Genomic DNA, 2921 nt, shown 5'->3' with positions numbered 1-2921 from the left:
AGGGTAGGACGTTGCCACGCGATTATTATTCCGACATAGCTCAGTTGGTAGAGCGCCTGACTGTTAATCAGGATGTCGACGGTTCGAGCCCGCCTGTCGGAGTTAAATTTACATGCCGGCTTAGCTCAGTTGGTAGAGCATCGGTATCGTAAACCGAGGGTCGGGGATTCGAATTCCTCAGCCGGCACTAAATGATAGATTACAACATTCGTTGTGGTCTATCTTTTTGTTACTCCTTTTTAATTTGGCTGAAGTATTCAAAATTACGGTTAAAATTGGATTATTATTGAATTATATTGCCTATAATATTAATTCGGAGTATAATTATTCTTATGTTTAATTTATAACACACAGAGAGATTGCCTAAATTATCCCTGAAATGATTCTGTTTTTACAAAGAATTAACATGGGTACAGGCGTCTGGAGGAATATTAATTGGAAAACAATGTAGAAAAGAAGGACTATGACAAATCCTTCTTTGGACAACCTCAAGGACTTTCAACCTTATTTTTCACCGAAATGTGGGAACGATTTAGTTACTATGGAATGAAAGCAATTCTTCTATACTATATGTACTTCTCAATTTCAAAGGGTGGCCTTGGAATAAACAAAACCACAGCAGCTTCGATTATGGCAATTTATGGTTCCCTAGTTTACTTGTCATCAGTGCTTGGAGGATTTCTAAGTGATCGAATTTGGGGAAGTAGAAGAACAGTTTTTTATGGTGGCATACTGATCATGTTTGGTCATATTTGTTTGGCGCTACCATTTGGTAAAACAGCTCTTTTTCTTTCAATACTATTGATTATTATAGGAACCGGACTTTTAAAGCCTAATGTTTCAGAAATGGTCGGTACACTGTATTCAAGAGGAGACCTACGTCGAGACTCTGGTTTTACGATTTTCGTTTTTGGTATTAATCTTGGTTCACTAGTAGCGCCTTTACTAGTAGGATTCATCGGACAAAACTACAATTATCACGCTGGATTTTCTTTGGCAGCAATTGGTATGTTCTTTGGGTTAGTCCAATATGTGATGGGTGGAAGAAAGTATTTGAGTAAGGATTCCCTTTATCCAAACAACCCACTTGAGCCTGGTGATGCGAAGAGAACAACCGGATACACAGTAACCGGTGCGATTGGCTTTTTGCTAATCCTGTTGTTAATGAAAGTAATGGGTGGGCTATCACTAGATAACTTTATTTCATTATTAAGTATTATTGTGCTTATTACCCCAGTTGTTTACTTTGTCATCATGCTAACAAGCAAAAAGGTCACAAAAGAGGAACGCTCACGGGTATGGTCATATATACCACTTTTTATTGCAGCTGCCGTCTTTTGGGCAATTGAAGAACAAGGATCCGTTGTTTTGGCCTTGTTTGCGGGCGACCAAACGCAAAATAATTTCTTAGGGTTTACGATTCCTGCTTCATGGTATCAATCACTTAACCCATTATTTATTTTAATATATACACCTATTTTTGCGATTTTATGGACCAAATTGGGCAAGAAACAACCATCATCTCCTGCTAAGTTTTCGTATGGATTAGTACTAGCCGGTATTTCATATTTAATTATGGTACTACCTGTTAGTTTGTACGGACCAAAAGCGCTTGTTAGTCCACTTTGGCTAGTGGGTAGCTGGGCAGTCGTTGAAATTGCTGAATTGTTAATCTCTCCAATTGGTCTGTCGGTTACGACAAAACTGGCGCCAAGAGCCTTCCAGTCGTCAATGATGAGTATGTGGTTTTTGGCTGACTCAGCTGGTCAGGCTGTTAACTCACAAATTATTAAATTCTATACACCAGATACTGAAATTCAGTACTTTGCAATTGTCGGAATTGTCTCAATTATATTCGGAATTGTTCTGGCCTTCTTCGCTAAGCCAATTAAAAAATTGATGGCCGGCGTAAAATAGAGAAATAAAACTTAAAGATTATGTTATCCTCGAGATAACATAATCTTTTTTTAGAGGGACATTTAAATGACTTTAATAGCGTTGACTAGTGACAATCACTTAGATTTGAATAAAGTTGATATAGCTGAACTAGTAGTCAATCAAGCTCAATTTCTAACGCAAGCACATGTTGAGTTATTGCTAATTGCGGGTGACATAGCGAATGATTTTGGTTTGACGACTTCTTATATTAAAAATCTACAGGCTGCGATGCCTGAGATACCAGTCCGGTTTGTGGCGGGGAATCACGATATGTTACGGAACGTCACTTATGCTCAATTGCAAGGTGTTGTCATGCCGGAGTATTTAAACCATAAAATTTATGATGTTCCAGAAACAAATTGGCGAATTATTGGTGGAAATGGCTGGTATGACTATTCTTTTGCGGACAACTTGGATAAAAAAGTAACGGATTTTGAACATTGGAAAAGGGCCTATTGGGTAGACGGGCAAATTGAACAATCTATATCGGATCCTGAACGACTGAATATTGAATTAAACGAGATTGAGCAGTTATTTAAACAGGCAACAGAAAAATCGATTTTATTTCTAACCCATTTTATTCCAAATAAAAAATTTATTCGGTACACAGATGATAATCGCTTTTGGAATATGGCAAATGGAATGATGGGGAGTACTAAAATGGAAAAATTGATTGAAAAATACCAAGTAAAAATTGTCCATTTTGGCCACATTCATGATGCTCAAACCCCAGTGAAGGTGGGATCCGCATGGTATTTTAATCAAGCAGTTGGCGTGCATCGAGGTAAGACCATTGAATGGCACGAACCAAGTTTTTTTGACGCTTGGAAACGTAGGTTGCGGATAATAAATTTACAAGATTATAAATAGTATTAAAATAGGACTTGACGAACCGAAAAAAGATTTGATATTATAGTGTAGTTGACTTGAGATTACTACGTATGGATGGGTAGCGAAGTATGGCTAAACGCGGCGGACTGTAA

The 2921-nt window shown here is 37.8% G+C and carries 2 protein-coding genes and 2 tRNA genes; all 4 read left to right on the top strand.

Annotated features, from left to right (window positions below; all coding sequences use genetic code 11):
* Positions 1-29 precede the first annotated feature (29 nt).
* The 4 genes from FD44_RS09705 (at position 30) to FD44_RS09690 (ending at position 2808) form a co-directional block, all read left to right on the top strand.
* Positions 30-102 (top strand) — tRNA-Asn (locus tag FD44_RS09705).
* Between the two features lie 12 nt (positions 103-114).
* Positions 115-187: transfer RNA gene (locus tag FD44_RS09700), tRNA-Thr, on the top strand.
* 248 nt (positions 188-435) lie between these two features.
* Positions 436-1917, top strand: coding sequence for a peptide MFS transporter (locus FD44_RS09695; protein ID WP_010620483.1), 1482 nt, complete (start codon positions 436-438; stop codon positions 1915-1917).
* A 66-nt stretch (positions 1918-1983) separates the two neighbouring features.
* Positions 1984-2808: a metallophosphoesterase gene (locus FD44_RS09690; protein WP_010620484.1), complete on the top strand. Its 825-nt coding sequence runs from the start codon at positions 1984-1986 to the stop codon at positions 2806-2808.
* The last annotated feature ends 113 nt before the right edge of the window (positions 2809-2921 follow it).

This window comes from Secundilactobacillus malefermentans DSM 5705 = KCTC 3548, from assembly GCF_001436395.1.
GTDB lineage: Bacteria > Bacillota > Bacilli > Lactobacillales > Lactobacillaceae > Secundilactobacillus > Secundilactobacillus malefermentans.
The sequence above is the reverse complement of the archived record's forward strand: the minus strand, read 5'-3'. Positions and strand labels throughout refer to the sequence as shown.

What these genes read in the sequence shown, in the direction of transcription:
- FD44_RS09690 (WP_010620484.1), top strand. Translation starts at nt 1,984, where the DNA reads ATGACTTTAATAGCGTTGACTAGTGACAATCACTTAGATTTGAATAAA.